The sequence below is a fragment of the Bacillus sp. FSL R7-0685 genome (genome assembly GCF_038002425.1).
GTDB classification, from domain to species: Bacteria; Bacillota; Bacilli; order Bacillales; family Bacillaceae; genus Bacillus; species Bacillus subtilis.
Map to the genome: position 1 here is coordinate 2,982,230 of NZ_JBBOCN010000001.1, position 16,351 is coordinate 2,998,580.

The window sequence follows — 16,351 nt, forward strand, 5'->3', positions numbered from 1 at the left end:
GCGCCATCTATGTCTTTCTTACATGTCGACCATGTAACCCATACTTATTTTTCTATTAAAGAAAAAACAACGGCTGTGCGGGATATTCATTTCGATGCCGAAAAAGGTGATTTCATCTCATTTCTCGGCCCAAGCGGCTGCGGAAAAACAACACTGCTTTCCATTATTGCCGGTTTGATTGAGCCATCAGAAGGCAGAGTTCTGATTGAAGGCCGTGAGCCGAATCAAAAAGAACATAATATTGGCTATATGCTTCAGCAGGATTACTTATTTCCCTGGAAATCTATCGAGGAAAATGTGCTTCTCGGTTTAAAAATCGCCGACACGCTGACAGAAGAAAGCAAAGCCGCTGCACTCGGTCTATTGCCGGAGTTCGGCCTCATAGATGTGGAGAAAAAATATCCGAAAGAGCTGTCAGGCGGGATGCGCCAGCGGGCTGCGCTTGCAAGAACACTTGCGCCTAACCCTAGTCTGCTTTTGCTGGATGAGCCATTTTCCGCGCTTGATTTTCAGACAAAGCTGTCTTTGGAAAACCTGGTATTCCGCACATTAAAGGAATATCAAAAAACAGCAGTGCTTGTCACTCATGATATAGGGGAAGCGATAGCGATGAGCGATACGATCTATTTATTTTCAAATCAGCCGGGCACCATCCATCAGATTTTTACCATTCCTAAGGAATTGGCCGCGATGTTGCCTTTTGACGCCCGTCAGGAACCTTCCTTCCAGACACTGTTTCAAACGATATGGAAGGAGCTGAATTCTCTTGAGAAACAGCAAAGAAACCATTGATCTGCTTCACGAGCAGTATCAATTCAAACAGAAAAAGGAAAAGTGGAAGGTTCATTCCTTTCAGCTTGCCATATTTATTCTCTTTTTCTCGGGCTGGGAAACCTCCAGCAGGCAGGGCTGGATCGATCCGCTGATCTTCAGCTCTCCCTCAGCTGTGTGGCGATTATTGCTGGAGAAACTTGGTGACGGTTCTTTACTGTCACACATCGGCGTCACTTTATTTGAAACGGTGCTTGGCTTTTTGCTTGGGACGTTTATGGGCACGTGCCTCGCCGCTTTGTTATGGTGGTCTAACCGACTTGCCAGAATTTTAGATCCGTATCTTGTGATTTTGAATGCAATGCCGAAAGTGGCCCTGGGCCCGATTCTGATTGTCGCGCTCGGTCCCAGTTTTATCAGCATCATTGCGATGGGAGCCATCATCAGCGTCATTATCACAACCATCGTTGTCTACACCGCCTTCCAGGAGGTCGACGAAAACTATACGAAAGTCATGAAAACATTCGGCGCAAAAAAGTGGGTTATTTTTAAAGAAGTCATACTGCCTGCATCCTCCCCCGCGATTATTTCAACACTAAAAGTGAACGTCGGTTTATCATGGGTTGGCGTCATTGTAGGGGAATTCCTCGTTTCGAAGGTCGGATTAGGATATATGATTATTTACGGATTCCAAGTCTTCAATTTTACACTCGTCTTCTTAAGCCTGCTGATCATCGCCATCTTCGCCACTCTGATGTATCAGGGCGTCGAGCTGCTGGAAAAGAAATGGACGAAGGGGAGGACATAAAAAACCCGGCACATGTGCCGGGTTTTTTATTCAATCCATCCAGATTCTTTCAGTTTTTTCAAACTGATCGGAAGTACGGAATCCTTCATAATAAAGCTGAATTTTTTATTGCGGGAAAGGTTCTCCGGCAGCTCGTGAAACAAAACCGGGCCTTTCGTTTCAAAGTAATCAGCCTGCTTTTCAAGCTTTTCTATATCTGCAAAATATATATTTTTTACAATCACTTTTTCTTTTCCGAGAACTTTATACTGTCCGAGATACTTGAGGCTTTTGACTCTCGCGCCCGTCTCTTCCTTTACTTCCCGGAGCGCAGCCTCTTCTGCGCACTCCATCGGCTCTACTTTCCCGCCTGGAAACTCATAGCCTCTGTCCTCATGTTCTGTTAAAAGCCATTTGCCGCCAAAACGGCAAATCACCCAGACATGCTTCGGGCTGTCCGAGAAAGGCTGATCGTCAAAGGAAAGCTGAACAGTATTCTGATAATAATCTTTAAACTCGTACATGTTTATCCCTCAAATCCGTTCCTAGCTATCTTCCATACATCATACCACAGTTACGTTTCTTCGGAAGCCTTTTATCAAAAAATAAGGGAAACCCAGCACGCCGTCAGGTTCTGCATGCAGACTAGCTCGTACAGTTTTTTTGCGATACTTTTGCCGGAAAGTGTGACCGACGCTCTGGGCTTTATTATGACCCGCGAACAGGGAAAAGTTACGGTTTGCGCTTAAATTTATTTTTTAACGTTTCTAAAAGATCGACAAGCATCTGAGGAACCGGTATGCCAAGAGAGCTGGCTGTCACAACAATTTGCACAGATTCATAAAGAATATAAAACATAATAGCCAAGTCACGAATTGACCCCTGTGTATTCAGCAGCTGATCAAAAAAGTGGCATACAGAGATCAGAGCCAGCGTGACTAATTTTTTGACAAGCCGGGCAAATACCTTTATAAATGACAGTTTATGAATAATGGTTTCCTTCAAAGTCGTACTGATAAATTCAATTGCCATCAGAGAGAGCAAAATCAGAAATGAATACTGAAAACCTCCAAAGAAAAAACCCGCTGCTGAAACGCTGACTGCTAAAAACGAAAAGATGCCAAAGTCTCTATCCATTTATCCCAACATCCTTTCACAGAAACGGCCTTACGATATTCTATGGTAAACAAGCCGAACGGATTGGATTTTTCAGAAAAATGGACTGGTTGTCGCCTATTTTTCAGATACAAAAAGAAAAGCCGGACGTCTTTTTTAAGACATCCGGCCGTTCTATTTTTGAACTTAACCTAGGTAAGCTTTTAGCATCCAGTTATGTTTTTCAATATTTTGATGGATCGCAAGAAGCATGTCCCCTGTTGTTTCGTCACCGACTTCATCAGCTAAATCCATGCCGTTTTTCAGCTCTTCCGCGATGACTGTGAAATCATCATATACGCTTTGAACCATTTGTTCAGCTGTTTCATTTCCAGCAGCTTCTTTGACAGAAGCCGTTTCTAAGGATTCCTTCATTGTTGCAATCGGTTTTCCGTTCAGCGCCAAAAGACGTTCTGCTAAGTCATCAATATAAGTTGCCGTTTCATTGTACAGCTCCTCAAACTTTTCATGAAGAGTGAAGAAATCTTTTCCTTTCACATACCAGTGATAATTATGTAGTTTCACATACATGACCGTCCAGTTGGCTACTTGTTTGTTCACTGCTTGAATCAATTGTTCTGACATGGTATCTCCTCCTTGTTATATGACTATGTATACCCTTAATATCGTACGCTAAAACCTCTTTTTTACCCTTATCTGTCACGATTTCTTCTATTATGCTACAATTGTTAAAAAACGGGAGGTGGAATGTCATGACGCTTCTCATTACGATAAGTATTTTGATTGTGCTGGCTGTTTTGCTTGTAACCATTTGGACGACTGTAAAAGCCTATAATGTAAAGCATACCATTGATCCACCACAAGAAAATCACTCTGATTCACACAATCAATGATGATGTGAATGCTCCTTTTCTGACTGATTGCTGGCAGCATCGACGTCTCCGACTTGGACTTTTAAGGTCGGCATGCTATGCTGTTTTTTTGCTGTGACATGGGATTGGACAGTGTATACACCATCTTCCTTAAACGTCGTTTCCAATCGGTATACGCCTTTTTCTTGTTTCGCCTTAAACATTTGGCTTGCGTCTTTTTCCCCTTCTTTCCATACTTCAAACTCTACTTCATCGGCATCCGTCACAGCTTCATCACCATATGATACGGCTGCTTCATAAGCAGCGCTTTCTCCGGGATTTACTTTTTCAGGTCCGGTCAGCTTGACATCCAAAACCTCGGGCGTCTCAGCTGTATTTGCTTTGCTTTCACCAGATCCGCATCCATTAAGCAATAAAGCAGAAAAAAGCAGAACAACCAACATCTTTTTCATGCCATCACCCTTTCATCGTTTACCTAAATAGTAGCAAACGCTTACAGCAAATGGTACATAAAATATGAGACGTCACAAAAAAGACCTTTTTGCTTATGCGCAAAAAGGTCCTTTCTATTTTAGCCAAATACTTTTAGCAATTCTTCTTTATCCTGTGAAAGCCAGAAACGCATTAAACGTTTAGCGCCTTCCAGATCATGAAGCTTCGCTTGGCCGCACTGCTTTTCATTCGCAGCTGGTATTTCTGTAATCTCTACCGCTTCCTTCATTGTGTCTTCAAGCAGATCAACGATTTCCGCTGATGTCGGCTCTCCGCTCACAACTAGATAATAGCCTGTCTGGCAGCCCATTGGAGAAATATCAATGATATCAAAATGATCGTATTTCTCAGCGTGAGAACGAATCGTAAACGCGAGCAAATGCTCGAGTGTGTGAATGGTGTCAGGCTTCATCGCCTGTTTATTTGGCTGGCAAAAACGAATGTCAAATTTATTTACAACGCCGTCTGTTCCCACTTTATGCACGCCGCAATGTCTTACATATGGAGCAACAACCGCATTATGATCAAGCTCAAAACTTTCTACTGAAGGCATAATGGCACTCTCCCTTTTCTAAAAATGTACATTCATTATAACATACCTTTCCGATAAGAATAATCGAATAGCTTTTCAATCTGCGTTTTTTTTCTTATACTTGCATCAGAAAGGTTGCTGAATACATATGAAAACCCTATTCATCGCTCTGATCAGAGGATATCAAAAATTCATCTCGCCCCTGACACCGCCAACGTGCCGCTTTTATCCGACCTGTTCCCAATATGGAATCGAAGCGATTAAAACACATGGCGCTTTAAAAGGCGGATGGCTGACAATCAAACGGATTTTGAAATGTCACCCGTTCCATCCAGGAGGAGTCGATCCCGTTCCTGAAAAGAAACACAAACATTAAGCGTTATAGCCATTTACGACAAGATCCAGTTTTCCTGTGTCAGGATCAATAACCAAGCCGTGGACTGGAACGTTTTCCGGGAACAGCGGATGATGTTTAATGACTTCTACGCTGTCTTTCACGCTTGCTTCTACTGAATCAAAGCTTTTAAACCATTGATCAAAATCAACACCGGAGTACTTTAATGTTTCGATGCGTTCTTCCGGAATTCCTCTTTCTTTGATTCTATCAAGCATGCTTTCGCTGCTGATTTTGCTCATGCCGCAATCGTGATGTCCGATCACACATACCTCATCGGCGTTCAGCTCGTACACTGCGACGAGTAAACTTCTCATGATGCTTCCGAATGGGTGTGTCACAAGCGCACCGGCACTTTTAATGATTTTCACATCGCCGTTTCGCATATTCATTGAATGCGGCAGCAGTTCAACCAGACGAGTGTCCATGCAAGAAAGAATCGCCATTTTTTTATCGGGGAATTTTGACGTTTTATACTTTTCATACTCTCTTTGTTCAGTAAATGTCTTGTTAAATTCGAGAATATCATTTAGAAGACTCATGTTCGTTGTCCCTTTCTATTCTTTTTACTCTTCAATATATCACAACACTTGTTTATTCGTCATAATAAAAAAAGACAAACCCTCAGGTCTGCCTTATTTCCCCATGTTATAGCGTTTTTTGAACTGCTCAACTCGTCCGCCTTTTTCATTGAATTTCTGGCGGCCTGTATAAAACGGATGCGTGTCAGAGCTTACTTCTACTTTAATGACGGGATATGTGTTACCATCTTCCCACTCTGCTGTTTCATTAGATGTTTTCGTAGAGGTGCTGAGAAAACGGTAGCCGCTGTTGACATCCTGAAATATCACTTTGTGGTTCTTTGGATGAATTCCTTCTTTCATGCGTATCTCCTTTCACCAAATCGTAATAATTACGTTTTATTTTATAACGTCACAAACGTTTTGTCAATCTTCTTATATCTTTCCCTCTGTTTTCTCATCGTAAACTCATGGCATTTAAGAATAGGAAGAATAATCTAACCGAGGAAGCAAATAATAAACCCAAAATACATAAAGAACGTCATTTGAGAAAGGTGGTTTACGATTGTGGATGATTTAGTTTTGGCCAGAAGCCTTTTTGGCACGACAATGGGCTTTCATATCATTTTCGCAACGCTTGGAGTCGGTCTGCCGCTCATGATTTTAGTGGCGGAATTGATCTATCAAAAAACGAAAGATGACCATTATGCGATCATGGCGAAAAGGTGGACGAAAGCACAAGCCGTTTTACTGGGAGTCGCCATACCGACCGGAACGATCGCGGGCACTCAGCTCGCGCTTTTATGGCCGGGATTTATGGAAGTCATCGGCCGGGTCATGTCCCTGCCATTTCAAATTGAAATCTATGCTTTTTTTGTTGAAGCCCTATTCATGTCGATTTATGTATACGCTGCAGACCGTTTGTCACCTGCAATGAGGATTGTTGCTGTTTTCTTTGTGTTAGTCGGGGCAGCAGCATCAGCTGTTCTGATTACGAATGTTCACGCTTTTGAAGGTACGCCCGCCGGTTTTAAAATTTTAAACGGAAAAATTACAGATGTTGACCCGTGGGCTGCGTTTTTTAATCCTAGCTTTTTTATCACTGCGGGCCATGTCGTGCTGTCCGCGTTTATGACCGGTGCGTTTATCGTGGCTTCTGTTGCGGCGTATAAAATGATCCGGACGAGGAAAAAGGAAAAGGTCTATCGCTTTCACCGGAAAGCCCTTTTGCTCGCACTGACGATCGGCGGTATTTTTTCTTTGCTGACCGCTTTGAACGGACACGAATCTGCACAGATGCTGTACGAATACCAGCCCGAAAAATTAGCCGGTGCGGAAGGCCTGTTTGAAACAAGATCCCACGCCCCGCTCGCTATCGGCGGTTTTACCGACCCGAATGAAGAAAAAGTAAAATGGGCAATCGAGATTCCATGGGCTTTAAGCTTTTTGGCAGCGAACCGTTTTGACACTGTTGTAAAAGGATTAAATGCATTTCCGAGAGATGAATGGCCGCCGCTTTTCATTCACACGCTGTTTAATGCGATGGTCGGTGTAGGCATGCTGCTTATTCTTTATTCCATTATCGGTGTGGTCTGGAGAAAGGTGCTCAAGAAAGACCGTTTCCCTACGTGGCTTTTGGTCATTTTCATGACAGCAGGCCCTTTTAGTCTCATCGGCATTGAATTCGGCTGGATTTTCGCATGTACGGGGAGGCAGCCTTGGGTCATCTATCATCTGCTGAAAACGTCAGATGTCGTAACAACGACTGGCTCGATCGGGGTGCTGTTCTTATTTTTCACATTTGTTTATGCCGTGTTAGGCGCAGCTGTCGTCTACGTGCTGCTGTATTATTTCCGCAAGCACCCGGTTGACGAAGATTTAAATACAGCGGAGTCGTAATGGCTCCGCAAACAGGAAACCAAATGGAAGGAAGATCGTACAAATGGAGATTTCAACTGACGCTCTGATCGCCATCTCAATTATCTGGGGCTTTGTGTTTATTTACGCCGTCATGGCGACAATGGATTTTGGAGCGGGATTTTGGTCTATGATCTATTTAAACAAGGAGCATATGAAGGCCACCGATATTGCGAATCGCTTTTTGTCCCCGACTTGGGAGGTCACAAACGTCTTTATAGTAGCCATCGTCGTGGCGCTTTTCAGTTTTTTCCCCGGCGCGACATTTGTGCTCGGAACCGTTTTATTAATTCCCGGAAGCATGATTTTGCTGCTTTTAGCGATTCGAAGCGGATTTCTCGTTTTTTCAAATACAGCAAAGGAGCGGAAAACGCTAAGATATATTTCCGGCATCTCCGGCTTTATCATTCCTGCTATTTTAATTTTGGTGCTTCCTGTGACACACGGAGGGTTTATAGAAAAAACGGATGGAATCTATAACTTAAATATGTCTAAAATCTTTTCAAGCCCCAACGCCTATTCATTTATCGGGTTTGCGATTTTAAGCACCTTATTTTTGTCCTCGCTGCTGCTTGCAGATGTTTCAAATGTGGCAGAGGAACAGGATGCGTACCGAGCCTACAGAAAAAGCGCCCTGATTACCGGCCCGATTTCACTGTTGTTTGCTGTATGCATCATGGTGACGATGCGGAATGAAGCAAACTGGCTGTACAGCGGAATGCTGAATGATTTTACTTGGATTATTGCATCGTTCATTACATTTGTCATTGCTGGAATCGCCCTTTTCCTGCCTAATAAGAGCTTTGGGCAAAACATCGGAAAACCGCGGCTTGCACTTGTCGCGATTGGGATACAGTATTTTCTCGCAAGCTACGCGTACGGGCGGGCGCATCTTCCGTATATGATTTATCCCGATGTGACAGTCATGTCAGGCTTCACAGAGCCAGCAACGTTCAGAGCGCTGTTTGCAACGTATATCGTTGCATTTATCATTCTATTTCCGGGCTTTTATTTCTTCTGGAAAATGTTTATGCGAGATAAACGCTATATCCGCCAGAAGGAATAGAGGGCAAGCCAGCCGGCTATACTAATCCAGAACCTTTATAAGGAGGGGATGGCATGGAGCAGAAAATTCTATGTGAGGTCAACAACTGTTCTTATTGGGGCAAAGGTAACAAATGCACCGCTGATGCCATTTATGTTGTCAGCCATACTGGTGAAACGGCTGAAAACAGCCGGGAAACAGACTGCAAAACGTTTAAGCCACATGATTTGTAATTAAAAGAAAGAGCTGCGTCAGCCAGCTCTTTCTTTTTGCATGTTGAGTGTTCTTAACTTTTTAGTCATGACCCCGTTTGCAGGTGAAAACAAAAAGGCGCTTGCATAACATACACCTGTCATGGCCGCCATCGCTCCTGAAATCGAAACATTAAGCCATGTTGCGAAGAAATAGCCCATGACCGCCGACAGCCCGCCAATCAACGCGCTGAGAATCAGCATATAAAGAAGCCGGTCTGTCAGCAAATGTGCCGCAGCAGGCGGAACAATCAACATAGCCACAACCAATACAGCACCCACCGAATCAAAGGAAGCAACAGTCGTCAGAGACAGCATGCCCATTTGCACGTAATGAATGAGCAAAACCGGTATTCCCAAGGCTAAGGCCATTTGAGGATCAAACGAAGCGATTTTAAACTCCTTATAGCACACACTGATCAACACTACGTTTAAAACCAGAATAGATGTCAGCATCCAAAACGCTTTCGGCCCAATATCAACCCCGAATACCGTCACCGTATTCCACGGCACAAAAGCGATTTCTCCCATTAACGAGTGCTCAATATCGAGATGGACATTCGCTCCATATACAGAAAGCAAAATAACCCCGATTGCAAATAAGGATGTAAACACAACTCCTATGGCAGCATCTGATTGAACCCCCTTGCTATGAAGAAGCTGAACCAAGAAAGCCGTTAACAGACCGATTGCGGCTGCGCCAATAAACATAGAAATCCCATCGAGACTTCCCGTCACTAGAAAAGCGCCGACAATGCCAAGCAACACTGTATGACTGATTGCGTCGGCCAGCATCGCCATGCTTCTCAGCACAAGAAATGTGCCGATCAATCCGCAGCTTACACCGACTAATACACCGGTAGCTATAATCCATGCTTCAAAACTCATTTACGATCTGTCCCTTCTCGGCATCATGAGACGCTTTTCGACGCTCAGGCATCCGTCCATACAGCTTTAAGAGTGAATAAAGCCGCTCTCTCGTTTCTCTCGGTAAACGGTCTGGGTTAAAGCAGTCCTGATCGGATTCTATATTGGCAAGTTCCATTTCATGCATGAGATACACTTCATACATCCGCTGCTTCAAAGCTGTGTGATAGCCTTTTTCTATCCCTTTGCTTGTGATTTGCCAAATCCCATTTTCGATACGCTCAATGCACCTCTCTTGTTCCAAGTCATTTAATGCCTTAAGGCATAATGAAGGGGATAGGCGTCTTTTCTTTCTTACACTTTCAACAGTTACACAAAGATTATTCTTTTCATACTGTTCATAAATCTCCAAAAGCACTTGCTCCCTGCTTGTTCTGCGCCGCAGCCTCATCAGCCTTATGGCTTTAGCAGCCAATCCCCGCTTAGGCGCACAAATCATTGAAAAAAGAAAGAGCAGCGTTGCAGATAAAATCATTAATGGCCCTGTCGCCATTCCCTTCATCGTGGTGCTAAGCAGGGTTCCGGCCGCACCGCTGACCCCGCCTGTAATCCCGGCAATGACGATCATCCCGGTTAATCGTTCGGTCCAATATCTCGCGGTTATGGCAGGTGTAATCAGCATAGCCGCCATTAATATCACACCAACAGTCTGAAGCCCAACGACGACAGCACAGACAATCAGACAAGCCAAAAGCCCGTTTAAAAAACGCACCGGGATTCCTAATCCCTTTGCAAACGCGAGATCAAAAGTAATCAATGTAAATTCCTTAAAGAAAACAATACATAGGAGCAGTAGAGCAGCGGATATTCCTGCAATAAGGATGATATCCTGCCTGACCAATGAAGCAGCCTGGCCGAATAAAAAAGAATCAAGCCCGCTTTGGCTTCCCGCCCCCTGTTGCTGAATATATGTCAGCAGAATGATCCCGACGCCAAAAAACACAGAAAGAACAATCCCGATCGCCGAGTCCTCCTTTGTTTTTGAAAGCCGCGGAATCAGCTGAATACAAAACGTTCCGAGCAGTCCGGCGAGCGCCGCACCCAGCAAAAAGAAAGGCAGTGATTTTTGCCCGGTGAACAGAAAAGCGAGACACACTCCCGGCAGAGCTGAATGGGCCATCGCATCGCCGATTAAACTTTGCTTTCTCAGCAGCACAAAGCTGCCCAAAACACCGCTGGCCGTCCCGAGCAAAAGCGTACCGGCCAGCACCCACTGTGTATTCGGATGCTGAAGCTGCAGCCACAAACTTTCAAACATCGCGCTCACTCCTTATGTCCTTCTGCCAGCACTTTATCTTTTAAAAACGTAAGCCTTCCTCCATATGTTTTTTGCAGGTTTTCGATCGTAAAAACGTTTTCCGCCGGTCCGAAAGCGATTTTTCTTAAATGAAGCAGTAAGATCCAATCGAAATAATCCTCGGCGGTCTGCAGGTCATGATGGACGACAAGCACGGTTTTTCCTTTTTCTTTGAGTTCTGCCAACAGCGTCATAATCGCGCGCTCCGTCGCTGCATCGACACCTGCAAACGGTTCATCCATAAAATAAATGTCAGCGTTCTGGCAGAGTGCCCGGGCAAGAAACACCCGCTGCTGCTGGCCGCCTGACAGCTGGCTGATCTGCCTCTTCGCATAATCAAGCATCCCGACTTTTGCTAATGCGGCCTTCGCCATCTCCACATCCGCTTTCTTTGGCCTCTTTAATAAACCGATTCTCCCGTATCTTCCCATTAGGACGACATCGAGCGCGCTTGTGGGGAAATCCCAGTCAACCGAGCCGCGCTGCGGAACATATCCGATTCTGGTCCGCTGATCCTTATATTCTTTGCCGTAAATAGAGATGTCTCCGGAAGCACGGGGCACAAGACCGAGAATCGTTTTGATCAAGGTTGATTTTCCCGCGCCGTTTGGGCCGATAATGCCAATAAGTTTTCCTTCCGGCACCTGCAGCGAAATGTCCTGCAGTACAGGCTTTTTATGATAAGCAACCGTCACATTATCAAGCTCCACAGGGAACATATCCTTCACCTCTTTTCTTTATTTAAGCGCTTTAGTAATCGTGTTGATATTGTGGCGGAACATTCCTTCATATGTGCCTTCTTTTGTGCCCTTTTCACCCATGGCATCCGAATAAAGCTGACCGCCGATTGTGACTGTATGGCCTTTTTCTTTAGCGCCTTCCACCACTGCATTGATTGATTTTTCAGATACACTGCTTTCTACGAACACAGCTTTTATTTGTTTGTCTGTCAGAAGATCAACCAGCTCCTGAACATCCCTTAATCCATAGTCCGAATCTGTGCTGAGTCCCTGCAGGCCTTTTACCTTAAATCCATACTCATTCCCAAAGTACGCAAACGCATCATGAGCAGTCACAAGCACACGGCTTTTCTCCGGAATATGTGCGATCTCCTGACGCGACCACTTATCTAAATATTGCAAATCTTCTTTGTACTCTTTGGCATTTTTCCGAAAGGCATCTGCGTGCTGAGGCATTGCTTTGCTGAATTGCGCTTCAATTTCATCCACCGCATAGATCCATAACGGAATGCTGAACCAGACGTGGGGATCAAACGTCTTGCCTTCCCCCGCGGGAATAAGCTTATTTTTCGGAATGGCCTCAGCTACTGCCGCCGATTGTTTTTGTTCACCGATTTTTTGGAGCACATCCTCCATTTTCCCTTCCAAATGCAACCCGCTGTACAGAACAACATCGGCAGACATTAATTTTTTCGTGTCACCTTGGGAAGCTTTGTAAAGGTGCGGATCAACCCCCGGTCCCATTAAAGAGGTGACTTTTACATGCTTACCTCCGATGATTTCTGCTGCATCGGCAATTTGAGATGTTGTCGCTGTCACTTGTAATTGCTGATCAGCGCTTTTTCCGGCTGAATCCGTTCCGCATCCCGTTAAAGCAAAGGTCGCAAAAAGTACTGCTGCCATCAGCCCTCGTCTCATATTTCTCCTCCTCTTTACCATCAATGTCCGATTGTTTTATCTTATGTTGTCAGTTCTTAGACATGTGACATTAAATTAGCCAAAAGCATGTTTTATTTACACAGGACAAAAAGTTTCCCTTGTGCAAAATTATCGCGTTTGGCCATTTTTGTCAAGCTAATTTACATAAAAAAACCGGCTGGGTCAGCAGCCGGTCCAAACGAGAAGGGATGTATTCAACGAACACTTTTACTGTAACAGCACAGTGTCATTTATTCAAAATAGCAAAATGCTTTTTTCTTAACCATGCTGTGTGAAAACATCCATTTTGGTCACATATTTTCGCATAATGTCTTGGTTTACCTCAACCCCTAAACCAGGCTGTTTTGACACAGAAATAAATCCATTATCAATACGAATATCAGGAGTTACAATATCTTCATCCCAATAGCGTGAGGATGAAGATATATCGCCAGGTATTGTGAATTGAGGCAGTGAAGCAAGCGCCACGTTCTGCGCTCTTGATATGCCTGTTTCCAGCATTCCGCCGCACCAAACCTCCATATGATGCTCTTGGCATAAATCATGAATTTTTAAGGCTTCTGTTAAGCCGCCGACACGAGAAGGTTTTATATTAATAATTTTGCAGCTTCCTAGCTCAATCGCCCGTCTCGCATCATCAACTGAACAAATGCTCTCGTCAAGGCAAATGGCCGTTTTCAAATGTTTCTGCAGGTGGCGGTGGTCAACGATATCGTCGGATTGAAGGGGTTGCTCAATCATCATTAAATGGTAGTCATCAAGCTCCTTTAAGCGGCTGATATCCTTCAGTTCGTAAGAGGAATTGGCATCGGCCATAAGCGGGATGTTTGGGAATCGGCTGCGGATGGCCTTGACCAATTCCACATCCTGCCCAGGCTGAATTTTAATTTTTATTCTTTGATAACCTTCTTTTTGATAGCTCTCAATTTCCTTCAGCATATCGTCAAGAGGCGCCAGGCCGACTACCACCCCGGCAGGGACTTTATCTCTTGTTCCGCCCAATGCCTCAGCAAGGGATACGCCCTTCTTTTTGGCATAGATATCCCATACAGCCGATTCAAGTCCCGCTTTTGCCATCCGATTTCCTTTATAACGCGCCAGGCTGTCCGGCACTTCTGAAGGATGATTGAATTCACGGCCGACGACATTTGGGATAAAAAAATCTTTTAGCATATGCAAACATGTTCCAATGGTTTCCTCGGTGTACCAAGGCGAAGAGAAAGCGGAAACTTCTCCCCAGCCTGTGACACCTGATGTATCAATGGCTTCCACGATCAGAAATTTACGCTCTTGAAGCGTTTCGATACTGTTTTTAAACGGTTTCTTTAAGTTCATGCTCAAATGGTAAAGGGTGATTTTTTCTATTTCGAGCATAGCAGTTCTCCTTTACGCGCATCCTTCAGCTGTTTTCGCAAGAGCTTATTAGACGCATTGCGCGGCAGGCGGTCAAGCACAAAGAATTTTGCCGGAATTTTATACTTCGCCAAGCGTTCTTTGCAGTAGGCAGTCAATTCTTCTGCGCTCACAGGCTTGTGAAGGACAAGATAGGCGTGAGGCACTTTCCCCCATTTTTTGTCCTCAGCCCCTGAAACCCCGGCTTCGGCCACAGCGGGGTGTGAAAGCAGCACTGACTCCACTTCGGCCGGATAAATGTTTTCTCCGCCGGATATGATCAGATCTGAACGTCTGTCTAATACATATAAAAAGCCTTCGCTGTCCAAATAACCAAGATCACCTGTTTTCAGCCAGCCATTTTGAAAAGAGGCTTCGTTTGCGCTCTCCCGGTTAAAATAGCTTTTCATGACATTCGGGCCTTTGACCATGATTTCACCGTGTTCAAACGGTTCACATACCTGTCCGTCCCGCTCTATTTTGATTTCACACGAAAACAGCGGTTTCCCCGCAGATCCGAGCTTTTCCATACTGAATTCCGGCGACAGGGTAACAATTTGCGAGCATGTTTCTGTCATTCCATATGACTGAAAGACAGGGAATCCTTTCTCACGGCATTCCTCAAGCAATGGCAGCGGTGCAGGACCGCCGCCGAGAAGAATGCATCTGATGGATTCAGGGCAGCGGTTTGTTTCTTCCAAAAGACTGGCCAGCATAGTCTGCACCGCAGATATCATTGTCACTTCATGCCTGTTGATAGAATCCAGCACATCGCTTACGGAAAAACGCTGGTGAAGCACGACAGTCATTCCATAGATCACAGATTTAAATAATGCGGACAATCCGCTGATATGAAAGAGCGGCAATGCGATAAGCCAGCGGTCTTGTTCTGTTATACCCAAATTAAGAGCGGACGACACCGCACTGAAATAATGGTTTCCGAACGTTTGCTGAACTCCCTTGGGCTTTCCTGTCGTACCCGACGTATACATCAGCGTTGCCGTTGCATCCATTTGCATATAAGCCTGAATCTCAATTTCCTCTGCTGCTTCTTTCATCAGTTCATCCACATCAATCGTTTGAACGATGTGTTCATATTCTTTCTTCTCAAAGCTTGAATCTGTCAATAAAAAGCCGGATCCCGAATCCTCCAGCTGAAACACCCTTTCATGTGTTGACAGCTTCGTATTCAAAAGCACCGCCTTAACACCAAGCAAAAAACAAGCGTGAACGGCGTATACCATTTCTGCACGGTTTTGGAGCAAAATAGCCGCAGTATCCCCTTTCCGAACCGAATGAGCGGCAAGCTGTGCCGCCATTCGCTTAGACGCGGCAAATAATTCTGCAAATGTCACTGTTTGGTCTCTATAGATGAGAGCGATTCTCTCAGGTGTCAGCTGTGCCCGCTGCATGAGCCAGTTAGGCTGTTCTGTCAGCATGTCATCATCTCCGAGGTAAAATGTCTGTATTGAAAAGAAAACAGCTTGGACCGCAAAGTCTCAAGCTGTTGGTTTACTAAGTATTGCTGATCACGGGAAACGAGGGAACTGTCCGAAATCAGGTTTGCGTTTTTCCTTAAAGGAATCACGGCCTTCTTTTGCTTCATCTGTTGTGTAGTAAAGAAGGGTAGCATCCCCTGCAAACTGCTGAATTCCAGCAAGTCCGTCTGTGTCCGCGTTAAACGCAGCTTTAAGAAAGCGCAGTGCGGTCGGGCTTTTTTCAAGCATTTCTTCACACCATTTAATCGTTTCTTCTTCAAGCTGTTCCAAAGGAACGACTGTGTTGACAAGACCCATGTCCAGTGCTTCCTGTGCGTTGTACTGACGGCATAGGTACCAGATTTCACGTGCTTTTTTATGTCCTACAATTCGAGCCAGGTAGCCAGAACCGTAACCTGCATCGAAGCTTCCCACTTTAGGGCCTGTTTGTCCAAAAATTGCGTTGTCCGCAGCAATTGTCAAGTCACATACGATGTGAAGCACATGGCCTCCGCCGATCGCATATCCGGACACCATCGCAACAACCGGTTTCGGGATGACGCGGATTAAACGCTGAAGATCCAATACGTTAAGACGAGGGATCTGGTCGTCTCCTACATATCCACCGTGGCCGCGCACTTTTTGGTCTCCGCCAGAACAAAATGCTTTGTCCCCTGCACCGGCAAGCACGATAACCCCAACGTTTTGGTCGTCTCTTGCGTCAGCAAACGCATCAATCATTTCAGCAACCGTTTTAGGGGTAAACGCATTATGTACCTCAGGTCGGTTGATTGTTATTTTTGCAATGCCATTATACGTTTCATACAATATCTCATCGTATGTCCGTTTTGTTTTCCATTCAGCCATATGATGACCTCCT

At 44.8% G+C, this 16,351-nt stretch carries 21 protein-coding genes; 7 read left to right on the plus strand and 14 right to left on the minus strand.

The features are described 5' to 3' along the window. Window positions 1-9 precede the first annotated feature (9 nt). Window positions 10-792 carry an ABC transporter ATP-binding protein gene (locus MKY50_RS15565; RefSeq protein WP_227057906.1) on the plus strand — a complete coding sequence of 261 codons (783 nt, stop codon included), beginning with the start codon at window positions 10-12 and terminating at the stop codon, window positions 790-792. Then, window positions 767-1,579 (plus strand): ABC transporter permease, encoded by an 813-nt coding sequence (locus tag MKY50_RS15570; RefSeq protein ID WP_014477740.1) that lies wholly within the window; start codon window positions 767-769, stop codon window positions 1,577-1,579. The genes MKY50_RS15565 and MKY50_RS15570 overlap by 26 nt, the downstream gene beginning before the upstream one ends. Before the next feature lie 26 nt (window positions 1,580-1,605). Here the strand turns inward: MKY50_RS15570 and ytkD are convergent, their stop codons facing one another. From ytkD to MKY50_RS15585, 3 genes are all read right to left on the minus strand, one after another. Then, a complete protein-coding gene (gene ytkD / locus MKY50_RS15575; RefSeq protein ID WP_003229087.1) occupies window positions 1,606-2,082 on the minus strand; it encodes an RNA deprotection pyrophosphohydrolase in 477 nt (158 codons plus the stop codon). 208 nt (window positions 2,083-2,290) lie between these two features. Beyond that, window positions 2,291-2,695, minus strand: coding sequence for a phage holin family protein (locus MKY50_RS15580; protein ID WP_326043423.1), 405 nt, complete (start codon window positions 2,693-2,695; stop codon window positions 2,291-2,293). Between the two features lie 165 nt (window positions 2,696-2,860). Then, the gene (locus MKY50_RS15585; protein ID WP_003229083.1) at window positions 2,861-3,298 is read right to left on the minus strand and encodes a Dps family protein; all 438 of its coding nucleotides are present in this window, start codon (window positions 3,296-3,298) and stop codon (window positions 2,861-2,863) included. 128 nt (window positions 3,299-3,426) lie between these two features. On the opposite strand from MKY50_RS15585, the gene ytzI reads away from it, so the two are divergent. After that, a complete protein-coding gene (ytzI, locus tag MKY50_RS15590) occupies window positions 3,427-3,567 on the plus strand; it encodes a YtzI protein (RefSeq protein ID WP_003229081.1) in 141 nt (46 codons plus the stop codon). On the opposite strand, the gene MKY50_RS15595 is transcribed toward ytzI, so the two are convergent. Next, window positions 3,561-3,998: a FixH family protein gene (locus tag MKY50_RS15595; RefSeq protein WP_341116907.1), complete on the minus strand. Its 438-nt coding sequence runs from the start codon at window positions 3,996-3,998 to the stop codon at window positions 3,561-3,563. The genes ytzI and MKY50_RS15595 overlap by 7 nt on opposite strands. Window positions 3,999-4,117: 119 nt before the next feature. Continuing rightward, window positions 4,118-4,591, minus strand: a complete 474-nt coding sequence (locus MKY50_RS15600; RefSeq protein ID WP_003219361.1) for an S-ribosylhomocysteine lyase — start codon at window positions 4,589-4,591, stop codon at window positions 4,118-4,120. 127 nt (window positions 4,592-4,718) lie between these two features. Between MKY50_RS15600 and yidD the strand changes: the two genes are divergently transcribed. After that, entirely contained in the window at window positions 4,719-4,946 is a 228-nt protein-coding gene (yidD, locus tag MKY50_RS15605) for a membrane protein insertion efficiency factor YidD (RefSeq protein ID WP_014665092.1), read from the plus strand. On the opposite strand, the gene MKY50_RS15610 is transcribed toward yidD, so the two are convergent. Then, window positions 4,943-5,506 (minus strand): beta-class carbonic anhydrase, encoded by a 564-nt coding sequence (locus MKY50_RS15610; RefSeq protein WP_014665093.1) that lies wholly within the window; start codon window positions 5,504-5,506, stop codon window positions 4,943-4,945. The genes yidD and MKY50_RS15610 overlap by 4 nt on opposite strands. 93 nt (window positions 5,507-5,599) lie before the next feature. Continuing rightward, the gene (locus MKY50_RS15615) at window positions 5,600-5,848 is read right to left on the minus strand and encodes a type B 50S ribosomal protein L31 (protein ID WP_003219346.1); all 249 of its coding nucleotides are present in this window, start codon (window positions 5,846-5,848) and stop codon (window positions 5,600-5,602) included. Window positions 5,849-6,052: 204 nt separating this feature from the next. Between MKY50_RS15615 and MKY50_RS15620 the strand changes: the two genes are divergently transcribed. Genes MKY50_RS15620 through MKY50_RS15630 form a run of 3 tightly spaced genes read left to right on the plus strand, consistent with a single transcriptional unit; the run spans window position 6,053 to window position 8,680 of the window. Next, window positions 6,053-7,384 carry a cytochrome ubiquinol oxidase subunit I gene (locus tag MKY50_RS15620; RefSeq protein ID WP_003229073.1) on the plus strand — a complete coding sequence of 444 codons (1,332 nt, stop codon included), beginning with the start codon at window positions 6,053-6,055 and terminating at the stop codon, window positions 7,382-7,384. Window positions 7,385-7,427: 43 nt separating this feature from the next. Continuing rightward, window positions 7,428-8,468, plus strand: a complete 1,041-nt coding sequence (locus MKY50_RS15625; protein WP_341116909.1) for a cytochrome d ubiquinol oxidase subunit II — start codon at window positions 7,428-7,430, stop codon at window positions 8,466-8,468. 53 nt (window positions 8,469-8,521) lie between these two features. Beyond that, a complete protein-coding gene (locus MKY50_RS15630; protein ID WP_003229069.1) occupies window positions 8,522-8,680 on the plus strand; it encodes a DUF1540 domain-containing protein in 159 nt (52 codons plus the stop codon). Window positions 8,681-8,698: 18 nt separating this feature from the next. Here MKY50_RS15630 and mntD read toward each other — a convergent pair whose 3' ends face one another. The 7 genes from mntD to menB all read right to left on the minus strand — a co-directional run bounded on the left by mntD (window position 8,699) and on the right by menB (window position 16,338). Then, entirely contained in the window at window positions 8,699-9,586 is an 888-nt protein-coding gene (gene mntD, locus MKY50_RS15635) for a manganese ABC transporter permease MntD (RefSeq protein WP_125121175.1), read from the minus strand. Further along, window positions 9,576-10,883: a manganese ABC transporter permease MntC gene (gene mntC / locus MKY50_RS15640; RefSeq protein WP_341116910.1), complete on the minus strand. Its 1,308-nt coding sequence runs from the start codon at window positions 10,881-10,883 to the stop codon at window positions 9,576-9,578. Before mntC ends, mntD begins: the two co-directional genes overlap by 11 nt. Window positions 10,884-10,888: 5 nt before the next feature. After that, on the minus strand, window positions 10,889-11,641 hold the full coding sequence (mntB, locus tag MKY50_RS15645; RefSeq protein ID WP_335388804.1) for a manganese ABC transporter ATP-binding protein MntB: 753 nt from the start codon (window positions 11,639-11,641) through the stop codon (window positions 10,889-10,891). Window positions 11,642-11,659: 18 nt separating this feature from the next. Continuing rightward, window positions 11,660-12,580 carry a manganese ABC transporter substrate-binding protein/adhesin MntA gene (gene mntA / locus MKY50_RS15650; protein ID WP_341116911.1) on the minus strand — a complete coding sequence of 307 codons (921 nt, stop codon included), beginning with the start codon at window positions 12,578-12,580 and terminating at the stop codon, window positions 11,660-11,662. 279 nt (window positions 12,581-12,859) lie between these two features. Continuing rightward, entirely contained in the window at window positions 12,860-13,975 is a 1,116-nt protein-coding gene (gene menC / locus MKY50_RS15655; RefSeq protein ID WP_341116912.1) for an o-succinylbenzoate synthase, read from the minus strand. Continuing rightward, window positions 13,963-15,432, minus strand: a complete 1,470-nt coding sequence (locus MKY50_RS15660; RefSeq protein WP_341116913.1) for an o-succinylbenzoate--CoA ligase — start codon at window positions 15,430-15,432, stop codon at window positions 13,963-13,965. Before MKY50_RS15660 ends, menC begins: the two co-directional genes overlap by 13 nt. Window positions 15,433-15,522: 90 nt before the next feature. After that, window positions 15,523-16,338, minus strand: a complete 816-nt coding sequence (menB, locus tag MKY50_RS15665; protein ID WP_003229054.1) for a 1,4-dihydroxy-2-naphthoyl-CoA synthase — start codon at window positions 16,336-16,338, stop codon at window positions 15,523-15,525. Window positions 16,339-16,351: the final 13 nt, after the last annotated feature.